The organism is Paenibacillus sp. JNUCC32, assembly GCF_014863545.1.
In the GTDB taxonomy this organism is placed as follows: Bacteria; Bacillota; Bacilli; order Paenibacillales; family Paenibacillaceae; genus Paenibacillus_AQ; species Paenibacillus_AQ lautus_A.
Map to the genome: position 1 here is coordinate 710,964 of NZ_CP062260.1, position 14,414 is coordinate 725,377.

The 14,414-nt window shown below is 44.5% G+C and carries 15 protein-coding genes; 8 read left to right on the forward strand and 7 right to left on the reverse strand.

Translation table 11 applies throughout. The features are described from left to right. Positions 1-183: 183 nt before the first annotated feature. Complete coding sequence (locus JNUCC32_RS03185) at positions 184-1,035, reverse strand: AraC family transcriptional regulator (RefSeq protein WP_192571060.1); 852 nt, start codon at positions 1,033-1,035, stop codon at positions 184-186. 173 nt (positions 1,036-1,208) lie between these two features. Here JNUCC32_RS03185 and JNUCC32_RS03190 point away from each other — a divergent pair, with 173 nt between their 5' ends. Next, positions 1,209-2,600: a family 4 glycosyl hydrolase gene (locus JNUCC32_RS03190; protein WP_192571061.1), complete on the forward strand. Its 1,392-nt coding sequence runs from the start codon at positions 1,209-1,211 to the stop codon at positions 2,598-2,600. Between the two features lie 415 nt (positions 2,601-3,015). On the opposite strand, the gene JNUCC32_RS03195 is transcribed toward JNUCC32_RS03190, so the two are convergent. The 4 genes from JNUCC32_RS03195 to JNUCC32_RS03210 are packed head-to-tail and all read right to left on the reverse strand — an operon-like array spanning position 3,016 to position 5,799. Beyond that, positions 3,016-3,366, reverse strand: coding sequence for a YxeA family protein (locus JNUCC32_RS03195; RefSeq protein ID WP_192571062.1), 351 nt, complete (start codon positions 3,364-3,366; stop codon positions 3,016-3,018). A gap of 22 nt (positions 3,367-3,388) precedes the next feature. Continuing rightward, on the reverse strand, positions 3,389-4,120 hold the full coding sequence (locus tag JNUCC32_RS03200) for an ABC transporter permease (RefSeq protein ID WP_192571063.1): 732 nt from the start codon (positions 4,118-4,120) through the stop codon (positions 3,389-3,391). Positions 4,121-4,132: 12 nt separating this feature from the next. After that, positions 4,133-4,885 carry an ABC transporter permease gene (locus tag JNUCC32_RS03205; RefSeq protein WP_192571064.1) on the reverse strand — a complete coding sequence of 251 codons (753 nt, stop codon included), beginning with the start codon at positions 4,883-4,885 and terminating at the stop codon, positions 4,133-4,135. Beyond that, positions 4,882-5,799 carry an ABC transporter ATP-binding protein gene (locus JNUCC32_RS03210; RefSeq protein WP_192571065.1) on the reverse strand — a complete coding sequence of 306 codons (918 nt, stop codon included), beginning with the start codon at positions 5,797-5,799 and terminating at the stop codon, positions 4,882-4,884. The genes JNUCC32_RS03205 and JNUCC32_RS03210 overlap by 4 nt, the downstream gene beginning before the upstream one ends. A 161-nt stretch (positions 5,800-5,960) precedes the next feature. Here JNUCC32_RS03210 and JNUCC32_RS03215 point away from each other — a divergent pair, with 161 nt between their 5' ends. The 7 genes from JNUCC32_RS03215 (at position 5,961) to JNUCC32_RS03245 (ending at position 12,990) form a co-directional block, all read left to right on the forward strand. Next, positions 5,961-6,674: a response regulator transcription factor gene (locus JNUCC32_RS03215; protein ID WP_192571066.1), complete on the forward strand. Its 714-nt coding sequence runs from the start codon at positions 5,961-5,963 to the stop codon at positions 6,672-6,674. Beyond that, positions 6,674-8,095, forward strand: a complete 1,422-nt coding sequence (locus JNUCC32_RS03220; protein WP_192571067.1) for a sensor histidine kinase — start codon at positions 6,674-6,676, stop codon at positions 8,093-8,095. Before JNUCC32_RS03215 ends, JNUCC32_RS03220 begins: the two co-directional genes overlap by 1 nt. A 721-nt stretch (positions 8,096-8,816) precedes the next feature. Then, complete coding sequence (locus JNUCC32_RS03225) at positions 8,817-9,290, forward strand: hypothetical protein (protein WP_192571068.1); 474 nt, start codon at positions 8,817-8,819, stop codon at positions 9,288-9,290. Positions 9,291-9,536: 246 nt separating this feature from the next. Continuing rightward, positions 9,537-9,917, forward strand: coding sequence for a VOC family protein (locus JNUCC32_RS03230; protein ID WP_192571069.1), 381 nt, complete (start codon positions 9,537-9,539; stop codon positions 9,915-9,917). Between the two features lie 159 nt (positions 9,918-10,076). Further along, positions 10,077-11,132, forward strand: coding sequence for an ankyrin repeat domain-containing protein (locus JNUCC32_RS03235; RefSeq protein ID WP_192571070.1), 1,056 nt, complete (start codon positions 10,077-10,079; stop codon positions 11,130-11,132). Positions 11,133-11,520: 388 nt separating this feature from the next. Continuing rightward, entirely contained in the window at positions 11,521-12,027 is a 507-nt protein-coding gene (locus JNUCC32_RS03240) for a DinB family protein (RefSeq protein WP_192571071.1), read from the forward strand. Positions 12,028-12,135: 108 nt separating this feature from the next. Continuing rightward, positions 12,136-12,990 (forward strand): phosphotransferase family protein, encoded by an 855-nt coding sequence (locus JNUCC32_RS03245; RefSeq protein ID WP_192571072.1) that lies wholly within the window; start codon positions 12,136-12,138, stop codon positions 12,988-12,990. An 81-nt stretch (positions 12,991-13,071) separates the two neighbouring features. Here the strand turns inward: JNUCC32_RS03245 and JNUCC32_RS03250 are convergent, their stop codons facing one another. Together JNUCC32_RS03250 and JNUCC32_RS03255 are read right to left on the reverse strand one after the other, a co-directional pair. Then, on the reverse strand, positions 13,072-13,653 hold the full coding sequence (locus JNUCC32_RS03250; protein ID WP_192571073.1) for a hypothetical protein: 582 nt from the start codon (positions 13,651-13,653) through the stop codon (positions 13,072-13,074). After that, a complete protein-coding gene (locus JNUCC32_RS03255; RefSeq protein ID WP_192571074.1) occupies positions 13,650-14,414 on the reverse strand; it encodes an energy-coupling factor transporter transmembrane component T family protein in 765 nt (254 codons plus the stop codon). The genes JNUCC32_RS03250 and JNUCC32_RS03255 overlap by 4 nt, the downstream gene beginning before the upstream one ends.

The following is a 14,414-nucleotide window of genomic DNA, read 5'->3' on the forward strand; positions in this document are numbered from 1 at the left end:
GATTAGTCGGAGCTTATACAAATTGACAGGAAACATTTGGCTCGGTGCAATGGTGAATACCTTGATCATCACGATGATTGGAGTTGCGAACACGGCTACCTTAGCTTCTTTTCAGAACTAAGTGTAGCTGAAGTGGCCCCTTAGGACATTGGAGTGAATCTTAATTTATTCGATGACATTAGGCTACTCGAATTTCGAAGGAGGCACGTTGTAATATTTCTTGAACGCTTTCGAAAATGTGAACGGATCGGGATATCCGAGGAAGCCGGCAATCTGCTGGATCGTATATTTTTTTTCGTATAGATAATCTCTTGCTCGGTTCATTTTGATTTGAGAAATATATTGCCCCGGCGTGATGCCCACGGTTTTCTTGAACAAGGAGATAAAATACTTCTCGGAGACGCCGGCAATCGCCGCGAGCTCGTTCATCCGAATGGAACGCTGCAAGTTCGCATCCACGTATTGGAATACGTCCTGCAGGACATCCAGGCTTCCTTCTGTTCTTCTCGGCTTCCTGCCGTTCAGGAACTTACCGGCGTAGGCCCCTTGCCCATGAAGCTCGAGAATCTTAGCTATCACGACGAGAAGAGAAGCCTTTAAGTAGAGTTGGTTTCCCGACGTACCGCTGCCTTGCTTCAACCGACGATAAGCCTTGGTGAACAGCGTTGCTTCCTCACGGATCAGGTCGCCCGCCACAATACCCGGGAGTTGAAACTCGCCCAAAATTCGCTGCTGTTCTCCGATCCCGAAATCGAAATGTATGTATAAAAATCGGCAAACATCCCCGGTCGTCGAAGCGATATAGGGCATATCGGGGTAAAAAAACACGACATCTCCGGGGACAGCCGTATGTTCGAACCCGTCGATGGTGATCTTCACCGAGCCCGATTGAATGAACCAGAGATCGTAATCGGGATGCGACTTGTGTTCGATCCAGCCCTGATCATGAGCCTGTTCTAAATAGGAGCTCATCCGGAGACTTATATACTCCGAGAGTTCGTTGATTATACTCATGTTCATTTTCTTGGCGCACATCGGATTTCCACTGTCTCCTCTACCGCATGACATTCTTAGTTTTAAGCAAGTATACTAAAGAATTTATGAGATGTGAATTATCATACTATATGACATGTTTTGAAAACCATCGTACATTCCGCTTTTCGGCCACTCTCCTATAATGGACTTATATCCTATGAGGAGGGTTAATCATGAATGGTTCCAACATGCAGCAGCCGAAGGTGGTCGTCATCGGAGCAGGCAGCCTGTTTTTCGGTCGTCAGTCCATATGGCAGATGGTCCACTCCCCCTACCTGAATCGGGGAACGCTTGCTTTGGTCGATACGGATGAGGAGAGGCTGTCGAAAATGGTGCGACTTGCCCAGATGGTGGCCCGGGAGAATAACGTCTCCTTGAAGGTGGAGGGCTCGACGGACCGAAGACAGGTGCTTCCCGGGGCCGACTTCGTTGTACTCAGCTTTGCCGAACAGTCGGTGAAATATCGGGGGATCGATTGCCAAGTATCTTTGAAGTACGGCATCCGCATGTGCTCCGGAGATACGATCGGACCGGGCGGCATATTCCGAGCGATGCGGGAGCTTCCGGTCATCATGGAATGCGCCAAAGACATCGAGGAGTTGTGCCCCGACGCCTGGGTGATCAACTATATTAACCCATCTACCGTCCATGGTATCGCATTGCACCGATATGCGCCGAAGCTAAAATCGTTCGCGCTGTGCGACAGCCATCATATGCCGCATAAGAAGGCCCATTATGCCGTGCGGGCCGGCATTATCGGGGACCAAAGCGAGTTCACCGCGGAGATTGACCGGAAGTTCGACTTCCGCGTCGCCGGCGTCAATCATTTCACGTGGCTGCTGAAAGCGGAGTTCGATGGAAAGAATGTCATGCCTACGATTGCGGAGGCCATGCGCAAGGCGGCTGGCGAAGAGAACAACGGCGGCGACCACGGCGCAAAAGCGCTTCATAACGACGCCATCACGTATGAACTGTACGATATTTTCGGATACATTCCTACCTGCACGGCCCATACAAAGGAATATGTCCGGTACTGGCAAGCTCTCGGCAAGACGCAGGACTCCATTCCGCCGTTATCGATTTGGGAGACGGAGGACCGATATCAGCGACACGACGAGATGTGGCGACAGGTGGACGACTTTCTCTCGGGGAACATTCCGATTGCCGATTACATGAGCACTTTCGGCCCGGATCATGCGACGGACATTATCGAGAATATGGTGGGAAATCTGGGAAAGCGGTTCTTCATCAACACGCTAAACCGCGGGGCGGTAACGAACATGAGCGACGACTCGTTCCTGGAGCTCCTGTGCGACGTAAGCATGGAAGGGGCAAAGCCGGTCCACGTAGGCGAGATGCCGCGGGGAATTCGAGGCATGCAGGAGCTTGTGCTGGATACGCATGAGCTTACGGCTGAGGCCGTCGTGGAACAGAGCTACGAGAAGCTGAGGAGAGCGATGCTGACGGATCCGCTCGTGAATTCCATCAGCGACGCGGACCAGATCATCAAAGAACTGCTAGTGTTGGAGCGTGAGATGATCCCGGACGCTTGGTACGAGGATTGACCTGAACTTAAAGTTTATGCGGAGTACATCAGGACCCCGGTTATAAGGAAGCCATTGGCTCTAAGTGAAGCATTTGCTCTCAGGTTTCCGCCGAAGCTAAAGAAGCAGAGCGATAAGACCACAAGATTCCCTTACCAGGAATCATGTGGTCTTGGGTTTTGATACTGTCGAATTGCGTTGTGGAAGCTTTATTTGCTTGCCCTGCCCGGAAGTTTGTACTTTATGATTTCAGGTGTTCGAATTTTATAGTGGTTTTTTAAACGATGGGTCGTTAAAACCTCTGCTTAGAGACAAGGTTACAATATGATTTTCATCTATGAAAAGGAATCACTGGAAAATAACCTAGTACTTAAACTTATCAATTCAAAAGAGAACTGCTGTTATGAAATTGAAATCAAGTTTGCGGGGAAACCAATCACCTCGAATATCGCCGCTGAACCGCCTCAGGCAGTTCCTTGAAGGCAACCTCTTCCCAGTGCGTGACCCCCCGAAGCAGCGTGTGATATAGCTGTATATAAGCTCCTTCTCTTAATTGCTTTCCGGCCGAAAACCCAAGCCTGCGTTCAGTTCCTTTCTCATTGTATGAAGTCAGCTCATAGTTGTAACGTCCTTCCTCATCTTGAATACCGAGGCCGGTTATCACCGTATAATAGATGTTTTTTCCTGCAGAATTTTCAGGGGTCAGCTTCTCCGAGTCGAAGAAGAACATCCACAAGCATGCTCCAATCACGATGATGAGCCCCAGGATTTGTACTGTCTTTTTCAATATAAAATCCTCCTAAGCGTAATCAGGATGAGACAATGTCTTTATTCTTCAACCGGCGAATAGACATCGATGCAAAAATGATAATGAAAGCCAAATTGATCATCCAAAACAGAATGTTTTGCATGTCAGTTAACTTGTCTTGACTCATCACACTCATCCCGATGTTGAGTAATGAGTACGGGAAAAATAGGCCCAACTTGGCAACATACATACCCAGACCGATAAAGACCGCGGACAAACTAATGCCGATCGGTGTGGCAAAGCTGCGGATCCGAAGCGAAAGTCCCAATTGTAGAGCAACGATGGACATACACGCATACCATCCACGGATCATCCAACCTATAGTCTCTACAGGGAAAGGCCCGGGTAAGGAGAACAAGGTGCCTGCAAGCCAATAAAGTCCAATGAACAGTACTTGCGCGAACAAGATTAAAACGCCGACTACCATCCATTTGGCAAGAAACACGCTGGCAATCGAAACTGGAGAGGTCATAACCATATTCCAATTTCGGTTTAAATGCTCCAGTCTACCAATATAAGAACAGCAGATGGAAATCAGAATAGGCAGGAAAAACACACCGTAGAATAGTGCGACCTGGGTCCACAGGCTGTACCAACCATTTTGCAGGGCGTCCTGGTTAAAATAATAATTCGCACATCCAATCAACAAACTTAGAATCGGAAGTACAGCGATGATAAGGCCAATTCGAGAATGACGCAGTTTGAGCCATTCAGCAGAAATACTTCGTTTCATAAACGTTCCTCCTCAGATTTCCTGCCTGCTTACATGGAAGTTCCCCGCGAAATAGAACAGGACGGTCATAATCAAAGAGCCCAGTACGATTCCAACACTTTCAGGCTGTACGATGTAGACGCTCGCAGACTCGGTGTATAGATAAGTAACCGGGCTGAGATCCAAATAGTAAGACCAAATAAAAAGATGTCGAATAGCAGCCGGAAATAATCCGGCGGTCATACCGATGAAGCCGCCCAGCATGCCCAAACACAGCGCAAAAGCCTGATTTTTGATAGCAAAAGAAATCCACTGTTGAAGGGCTGTGACAGCAAGGGTCGTCAGGAGAGTGCCTCCAACGAACCGGAATAATAAATCGCTAGGCAGCGTACCGGAGAAATCCTTTGTGAGACCGATCACGATTATGAATAAGGCCTGTACCCCGATTCCAAACAGGATCAGACTATTGGTGCATATATACTTCGCTGCGTAGAGCCGTCCGCGTCCCACATTGGTAGCAGCAAGCATTTTCCAGGTCGATCCCTTATGTTCCATATCACAAATACGTGAGACAACAACAGCTGACATAATGGGCATAAACAAACCATTCATGGATGAAATACTAAAAAAAACGGATTCCCAAACGGCGTGATCCGGGTTGCTCGCAATGGACCTGCTTATGGACATAAAAGCCCACAGCATCTCTATGATAAGAAATAATATCATCATGATCCCTATTTTTTTGCGACGGATTTTATAATACTCCAGCCCTAACAACTTGATCACAAGCTCCGCCCCTTTCCTGTCAGCTCCAGGAATATATCCTCCAAACTTTTCTTCTGCTCCTCGATCCGAGTGACTTCGATTTTATGTTCAACAAGCAGCCTGTTCATCTCCGCCACTTCCGTATCCTGTAGCGTGCAGAGCTCAAGCCGGCTGCCACTTTGTGTCGGGTTGTATCCTTGATTGAGTAGTAGCTGCTCGGCTTTAGCATTATCCCCGGTTTTCATATAAATGGCGTTTCTGTTTTGTTGCCTCAAACTTGCCATACTCCCCTGATACAGTAGATTCCCTTGAGTGATAATGCCTACGGAGGTAGCGATTTGTTCGATCTCCGAGAGGAGATGGCTGGAGAGCAATACAGTGATTCCATAGCGTTCAGGCAATGACTTGATGAGCTCCCGAATTTCTCCAATGCCTGCGGGGTCAAGTCCGTTTGTCGGCTCATCAAGGATCAGCAACTTGGGGAATGCAAGCAGTGCCATCGCGATGCCCAGCCGTTGCTTCATTCCTAGCGAATATTGTTCCGTTTTTTTGTTTTTCTGATTTTCCAGCCGCACAATACGAAGGGCCTCGTGCACGTTTTTATCGGGTACATTCCGAAGGCGCTGCATAACCTTCATATTCTCAAGCCCGGTCAAATGCCCGTAATAAGAGGGAGATTCAATCAGCGACCCGGTACGCTGCAGAATGGATGGCCGATGTTTGCTCAGGTTTTCCCCGAAAATATGGATGGTCCCTTCCGTAGGCTTGATGAGACCGAGCAGCATTTTTAGCGTCGTTGTTTTCCCTGCACCGTTCGGGCCCAGAAATCCATAGATTTCTCCCTCTTGAACACGTAAATCCACTTTATTTACGCTGTTATTTGCCCCATACGTTTTAGACAGATTTTGCGTTTGCACAATCGCGAGTGCACTCATAAGAAAGTCAGCTCCATTCCAGTCTTTAATTTCTCCTTCGTTTCAACCATAAAGAATCTACCTTACTTCAGTCTTTAGACAACCTTACGCTAACCTTAAATAGATTTTGAAAAAGACGGCTCATCCACTTGTTCATGTATAATAAATTCAGGTGATGGGGCATGGAGAATTTAAAAGACAAAAAAATATTAATTGTAGATGATGAACCGGAAATCAGAATTATGATCGAACGATTTTTAAGAAAAGAGGGCTTTTACCGTATTTACATGGCAGGCGACTGTGCTTCGGCTCTGTCGATCTGCCGAGAGGGTAAACCGGAAATCGCGATTCTCGATGTCATGCTGCCTGATGGCGACGGATTCTCGCTTCTTTCTTCCATTAAACAGTTGACAGATATACCGATTCTTTTTCTCACCGCGCGAGGTGAGGATGAAGATCGATTGCTTGGACTGGGTTTGGGGGCAGATGATTACATTGTTAAACCTTTCCTGCCGAGGGAGCTGGTATTACGGCTTATGGCAATACTGAAGCGGGTTTACTCCTCTCCCATGGCAGAGCGTCTGCCCGTCTTCCGATTGGGGGAACAGACGATAGACCTTGAGAGCGCTGTCGTGCACAGGAACCGAAAGGAACTGTCATTGACGGCAAAGGAGCATGCGATTCTTGTGAAGTTGTACGAGAACCAAGGCCGAATCGTCACGAGCGATGCCTTATGTCAAGCCGTTTGGGGAGATGACAGCTACGGATACGAAAATACCTTAATGGTCCATATCAGACGGCTACGCGAAAAAATCGAGCGGGATCCTTCTAGACCGATTCATCTACTCACCGTTAGGGGACTGGGATATAAGCTGATGGTGAAGGAGATACGTTAGTGGAGGGGATTATTCGCATATTACGGCGGTTTGTCGCCGCAACCCTATTGTTATCGTTATTTCTGCTTCTTTTTAATTTCGTATTACTAGGCACGCTAGTGTTCACGGAAAATGACCAGCATTCGTCCCCGGAAGGCATGGTTCAGCAAGTGGCCCAAGGCTTGGAGAAGCAGAAGGACAGCTTTCAACTGGACGGGCAAGCTACCGAGCTGCTGCGGCAGAATCATGCTTGGGCTATGCTGCTCGGTGAAAATGGTCATGTAATCTGGGATTATCATTTACCTCATGATGTTCCTGATTCCTACAATCTAGTCGATGTAGCCAAGTTCTCACGATACTACCTCATGGATTATCCGGTTTATACGTCGGAACATCAGAATGGCCTGATGGTCGTAGGGTATCCCAAGGAAAGCCACTGGAAGTATCAATTGGACTTCCTTGCAGAATGGATAAGCTCGTTGCCCCTGCGGATCGTGCTGCTGCTACTTTGTAATTTGGCGTTGGCTCTACTGATATCTATTGCCATTGGCACGCGGCTCATCAGAAAGATACGGCCTCTGGTGGATGGAGTCCACAATTTAGCTAGAGAGCAAGAGGTTCAGTTGGACACCAAAGGGATATTCGGTGATTTGGCCCGGAGCATGAATTCAGCGTCAGCAATACTCCAGAACAAGACAGCCGCGCTGCAGTCACGGGATGAAGCACGCGCCAACTGGATTGCTGGGATCTCTCATGATATTCGGACGCCGCTCTCCCTCATACTCGGTTATGCCAGCGAAATGGAGGATCAATCGGACTTGACGGAGGAGCAGAGGCATCAGGCCGGTATTATCCGGAGCCAAGGCGAGAAGCTGCGTTCACTGGTAAGCGATCTGAATCTGGTCTCTATGCTTGAATATGAGATGCAGCCTTTGCACTTGAAGTACATCCGGCTATCGGTTCTGGGTAGGCAGGTTGTCACGGAATTTGTGAATCATGGTTTGGATGACCGGTATGACATTGAATTAAAACTAGCCGATGAAGCTATTCGGGTTCATGGGGACGAGAAATTGCTGCTTCGGGCAATCAGCAATCTTGTCCAGAACAGTGTGCGTCATAACCCGCAGGGCTGCAAAATTACAATAGAAACCTCTCTATCCCAAGACCGCTCCCAATATCGCATGATCGTAAGGGATGATGGGCGAGGAATCCCGCAAGAGCAATTGGCGGAGATTACCGAATTGTACTTTTCTGCAAGGAGTAAACGCCCTGCCAAGCAAGGTCACGGTCTGGGGCTTCCGATGGTAGCAAGGATTGCGAAGGCGCATCACGGCCATCTCATTCTTGCAAGTGGTGTGGACCAAAGAGGTCTAACAGCGATCATGGAATTTCCTGTGCAGTCACGGAATGAAAAAGTGGAAGAAGGGGGTAGCCATCGATGAGACCCTAAATCCAATTGAAATGAGGTGGAGATATCTTGAAAAAGATGAGCTGGCACGGAAGATCGAAATTGGAGCGATTTGAGATGGCCACCACTTTTATAATGGATGTGATTCTCTATATCCCGCTTTTGATTATGAAGCTGATTAATTGTTCCGATAACTTTGACCGCAATCTTTCTGCTGACCAAAACTTCAAATTCAGCAAACCCTGCTATAACTCAAGAAGGCATAATATGAACAAACAGAAACGGACTAATCAAGCTAGTCCGTTTCATTCTGCTTATATATCTAAGTTCCAGTAGAGTCAAAAGGCTTCAATCCTATTCTACAGGAAATCAAGAACTACTTGATTGAATTCATGAGGTGTCTAAGACCCAAAGGGGAGGTGGCCACAGTCTTGCATGGTTAGTCGTTTATGTAAAGTTTCAGCCGTCTGTTAATTAACAGCAACTGAGAGGAAATCTGCAATAATTGTTAGAGGTCGGTTTATCGACTAAAGGTGGAGATTTATACTAAAAAGGAGCGACTGGCGAATGAAAAAGTCACTACTTCAATGGGTTATCATGCTATCGGCAGTTTACTGTATAGGACATATCTTATTTGATTTTAAAGAAACGCGATGGATGAGGATTCTTACCGGGGCAGTTGAAATATCATTCTTTGGAAGCATACTTCTCTATATTTATTTAAAAAGCGCCGAGGGAAATGAAAGGAATTAAGTATGAAGAGATATATTGAGTTTTCTTTTTATCTACCGTTTTTTGATTTGATAGATGATACGGACGAGGTATTCAATTTAGAAGAAATAATGAGACAACTAGATATTAGTTTTAATAAGATGGAATTGTATAACCAGTATTTATCTTATGGTGAAGGACCATTTAGGGCAGGAAAGGGAGACATTTTTGTCTTTTTTAAGAAAAATGATAAGGATAGTTTTATATTAATAGATTTGTTTAACGATTTTACCGATCAGCATAACATGGTGAAATTAGGAGTGCGTTGTGAAATTAAATATGATAAACAGATAAGGAATATACTATATAATATTCATTCTGGGGCAGAGATTAAAAGTAAAACAAAAGAGAGTCATGATGATTTACTGAAGTTGGAGATCAGCAGCGAAGATTATCCAAAAGAAATCCGTTATGGGGATCGAAAATACATAAAAAACATTTATTATGACGCTTTCTAAACATCATGTTAGCAGTTCAAGAAGGCAGGAGATACATCTATAACATAATATTCGCGTTGCGGGGGCTTACACCCCTCGATCGTCCGATGTATAATCATGGAAGATAACTCGGATGACATCGAGCCGACCTAAGATAGGAGCTATCTAAGGCCGGCTCTCGTCGTAAATAAAGGAACGTTATTCAGAAATTAGTGCAACTTATTAAACCAACAAATCATTTATGTTTTTCATGGGAGGTTATTAATATTGCAAAGTCCAATTGCAAGCAGGGTAGATACAATCTTTATTCATGTAAGAGACTTAGAGAAGTCTGTAGACTGGTACAGCAAACTCCTTGGAATCGAAGTTAAAGATATAATCCAAGGACCAATTTATACTTTCGATATGGGACCTGGACGCCCTGGGCTAACACTTGATAATCATTGTTTTGATGAGATGTACGAACTGAAGACGTCGAATCAACCATTATTTAATTTGAGTGCAGATGATATCAATGCAGCGTATCGGTTTGTAAAAGAATTGGAAGCAGAGATTGTAACTGAAATTCAAACATTCCCTGATTTATCGGATTTCACATTTAAAGATCCTGATGGGAATATATTAATGATTTGTACTTGTTTCAGTTAATGCCGAGATAGACTTATACGAGTATTTTTGGAGAAGGCACTAGCATCATATTGACGCATTGGGCTATTCCTCTCGATCTAAGTGGAAAATGGTAAAATATAGGGTTTTTATCGAAAAGAAGAAGATATATAAATTCTGACGTCAGGAGAGAAAGCACATATGGGCAAGAAGAAAAAAAACTTACCGAAAAATTTTGATGAACTCATTGAAGCAGGCGATTTATCCGCATTACAAGAGGTATTTACCCGATGCGAATTGGATGCCCGTGGCGGTTACAGTAAATCAACAGCCTTGAGCTTTTACCAAGTACCGAATGAATTGGTTCGCTGGCTCGTAGAACAGGGTGCTGATATCAATGCTAGAGACAATTACGGAGCAACGCCTCTGCACAAACATGCCATGAGTTGGTGTAGTCATACGGAGCTGCTGCTTGATTTGGGTGCAGATCTGGAAGCCGTTGATGATCAGAACGAGACACCGTTATTTGCCGCCGCAGGTTCATTTAAACCAAAAGCGGTTCACACGTTGGTTGCTAAAGGCGCTAATATCAGCGCAATAAATAAAATGAGACAGACTCCATTAGAAAAAGCTTTGGCCATGTGCAGGAACGCGGACATTGTCAATATGGCGGAAGTTGCCGATATTTTGCTAAACGCTGGAACAACTGTAACGCCGGAGATGCAAGACTCTATTAAGCGAATCGGAAACGACTTTGAATTTCACAGAGAAGGTTTTAATAAAGAATATTTGAATCAAACCGATGAGGCACTTTTACGTCTATATGAGCTATTTGATGTTCCTCCAGTAGAGAAGCGAAAGACGCACGACGGCGCCTCTTCGATAACAGTATCAACAAAGGGATGGCAGGCACAACATCATGAACTCTGGAATTTACTCATTCCTTCAAAAGGACATGCAAAAACCGTACAGGGTGAGGTTATCCGGATTACTGGTAAAGTGTCATACGAAATTTTAGATAATGGCGGTATGAATTGGGATGATCAATATCGTAAAATGCTCAATCGTTTGATACATTACTTTAGCTTGGGTACACCATTAAATCCCGCTTCACTTCAGGAGGCAGGAATATTAGCGAAAGAACTTCACAACGGAAATGGCAGCGATGAGCCTGCGAGACTGTGCGAGCTGGCAGTGCATTGGGTTCTCAGCAATCCGAATCCTATTACTCTGGAGCAGCCTGACTATAAGCGATAACATATATTCGACTTATCAATGTATATAATAAGCATTTTTAAGCAGAATACATTCCCTTTTTCTAAGCACTTCGTAGCTAAGAAAAAGGGGATATTATTTAAATTTAATACATAAGAAATGTAAAGAGCGAAGTGAAATGAAGGAACTAATGAAGTGCGTTGTAGAATTACTCGAAGAAGATATTGACATCTGATAACACCATATTCACGAAACGCGGCTTACACCCCTTGGTCTGCCAGAGACATGGAAGAAGTCATTTCAGGCAGACAACCCTGCACCACCTAAATGCATGGTAGCCTGTCGCTCTGCTCCTTTAAGGGGTTAGGATTCGTGAATACAAGAACTTTATAGGAAATATCCGCAAAATATTAAAGAAAGGGAGTTTTTTATGGAGCTTCAAGAAATCAAACAAAAATTAAAAGAGACCAGAGACGAATTATTTGGAATTCTTACTGGGTTGAGCGGAGATCAATTAAACCAACAGAAAGACTTAAACAGTTGGAGTATTAGTCAGGTCTGTCAACATCTTTTTAAAACAGAGGAATTATATGTCGTAGCTATAAAGAAAGGGTTAAAGAGCAAAGAAGATTCGTTTATAGAAAATAAATCAGTCGAATTTCTGCTTGATAGAAGTCAAAAGCTAGAAGCTCCTGACATCGCTAAACCAACGGATGAATTTTTAGAATATGAAGAGATCATTGAGAAACTAAACAATTCAAGACAGAAGTTACTTGAGCTATTAAATACAGTAGAAGACGAGTCAGTGCTGAGTAGAAGACATTTTATGCACCCAGTCTTTAAAGATATGTTATTAATTGAATGGGTTAAATCACTGTACTTACATGAACAAAGGCATATTAATCAAATAAATGAAATTATAGATAGACTTAAGTAAATAAGCTGCATATTCGAAAAAAAGGTGGATACAACCTATAGTTGGACATCGTGAATACATTAACGTTAGCCGAAACAACAAAAACCTAAAAGACAGGAGTTACCTTTAATGTTATATACATTAGGACAAAAAATCGGAGAAGGTGGATGCTCTGAGGTTTTCGAAGTAGGGAATAATAGAATCATAAAACTAGCCAAAGAGAATACAAGTTTCGAAGCTTTAAGAAGAGAGTATTTGAATAATTGCATCGCTTGGGAATGTGGACTCCCTATTCCTCAGCCTTTTGAGTTAACGAAAATGAGTGGAAGACCGGGGATTGTATTCGAACATATTGCAGGTAAAACTATGATGGAGCGTTTTTTTAATCAGGTTATCGTTAGCCATAACAACGAAGTTAAACAAGCGGACGTCCAGCTTACAGCTCAACTACTATTTCGCGTTCACCAAGCATTAGCTGAAGGTAAGGAATTGCCCTGCCAGAAAAGCATAATAAAATCAAACATTTTGAGTGTTAATTACCTGAGTGCCAGTGAAAAAGAGAGCGCAATTTCCTTATTAGAATCGCTAGAAACGAAACAATGCCTGTGTCATGGTGATCCAAATCCACGCAACGTAATCGTCAAGGATGACGGAGAAGCAATCTTGTTAGACTGGATGAATGCAACCATAGGAAATCCTGAAGCAGATATTGCTGAGTATATTGTAATGATTCGATATGCCGTATTGCCGTCCTCCTTTCCCGAGGAAACTAGAGATATGTTTGATTCGATTCGTGAGGATCTAATTGACATATTTATAGACGAATACTATAGACTCTCTGGGATTTCTTATGATGATGTAGAGCCTTGGATAATACCGATTTTAGCAAGGAAATTGTCTGCTGATGCCATATCTGATGTTGAGAAGAAGAAGCTAGTTGCAGAGATAAGAAGAGACTTAGGGAAACAGAAAAATCGAGTGTAGGCAATTCTTTCACGCTGGGGGCAATCCGGCCCTCGGTCCGGCAGAAGGTTTTCGAGAACCCTGATAACAGATTGCCCTGTCTTATTCAAGTAATCCCTTACTTATTTTCGTAATGAGATACCTGCTTATTTCTACCCATAGCCAGCTGTAGAAAAGCGAGAACACATAGACGATAGAGATCGTACTTAGGCTAACTGTAGATGAAACTGCAGGGCCCAGAACAGGAAATCGAAAAACGTATAGCAACAAAAGGATTCCCGCCCACAAAGAAAACGATCCGGCAATCACGGCCGGCAAGCGTAATTTCAAATATAACAGCGAACCGCCAATCCCAAGCCCCAATAATCCTGTCGTAAAAGGAAAAACGATCAGTTCGCTAGGTTGGATAAAAAATACAAGCAGCATCGCGAGCAAATAGGCGGTCAGACCGGAACCGACGGAAAGGATCGTACATAACACAATGGGGGCTGTGGCGAGGGGACTAATCAAGTAGCCTATCCCTGGCAATAAGCCTCCCATGGATTGAAAAATAGCGGATAACGAGGCAAGAAAAGCTACCGTAATCATTTTTCTTGTGGCAAATTGTGTCGCTCCATAACGGGTGTGAATCTCTGAAGCTTCTGCACTTACAGGCTTTAGCCAGTAATTTTTCATGGAATTCATCGTTCAAAAACTTCTCCTTTCAACAGCATATGGATCAGAAGCAGAGCCAGCGCAGAAAGGATCGTCATCCAATCGCGCCAACCATACTGTAAACGGCGTGCCCGGATTTTATTTCCCGGTAAGTAACAACGAGCGTCCATCGCGAGAGCCAGTTGGTTCGCACGGCGAAGCACGGCAACGAACAGAGCAACGAGAAGCTGGAGAAGAGATTGTGTTGTGGTTCGAAGACCTTCGCCTTTATAACACGCGTGTTTCACTTTTTGCGATTTCAACATGGAGTCGGTTTCATCGATAAAGAGCGGAATAAACCGGAAGGCCACCGAGATCATAAATACGAAATTCTGAACTGGAAATCGAACGAGAGTAAGCGGGCGTAGGATGGCCTCTAAACCGTCTGCCAGCTTGGTCGGAGGGGTTGTTGCATTGAGCGCTATAGCCGTTGTGATAAAAAAAATGAGCTTGCAAGGCAGGAGAATTGCATTTTTAAGACTGCCTAATAGCATGTGGAAACAAAACAGCGTGAGCAGCAGGGGAAGCAAACCCAGCAGACCGTTCCATAAATAAGCTAGCGGCAATCGGGCGGCGAGAACCAACGACAATCCAACGATTGCATAGAAAACCACGCTGACTAGATCATTTGAGATGGTTACCAAAGATAAATATGTCGCTGTAAAGATAAGTTTTGAACGAGGATCCAAGTCTTGCAAAAAAGAGCGCGTGTTCATAGACGGCCCGAAAGACAGCAGCTTCAACCATTGCAT